We start from the raw sequence: 279 nt of genomic DNA on the forward strand, positions 1-279 counted from the left end.
GGCGGTACCGTCCGCGTGGCGGATGCGCAGGGAGCGCCACCGACCATTCCGTTCTGGCTCGGCGAGGCGCCGGCGCGCAGCGACGAGCTGTCGCGCGCGGTCTCGGACTTCCGCGCCGAAGTCGAGCAGCGTCTCGCCGACGCGTCGTCACCAGCGCCACGGCTTCCCGAGTGGCTCACCGGGGACAACGGCATACCGGCCGGCGCCGCCGACCAGCTGCTCGAGTACTTCGCCGAAGGGCGGCGCGTGCTCGGCGTGATCCCGACCCAGGACACGATC

Annotated in this window: 1 protein-coding gene; it reads left to right on the forward strand. The window is 73.1% G+C overall.

The window, feature by feature from the left end; all coding sequences use genetic code 11:
- Positions 1-279, forward strand: a 279-nt coding sequence (locus tag QWJ41_RS21110; RefSeq protein ID WP_302710452.1) for a hypothetical protein, incomplete at both ends; no start/stop codon positions are given.

This window comes from Nocardioides cremeus, assembly GCF_030518195.1.
GTDB lineage: Bacteria > Actinomycetota > Actinomycetes > Propionibacteriales > Nocardioidaceae > Nocardioides > Nocardioides cremeus.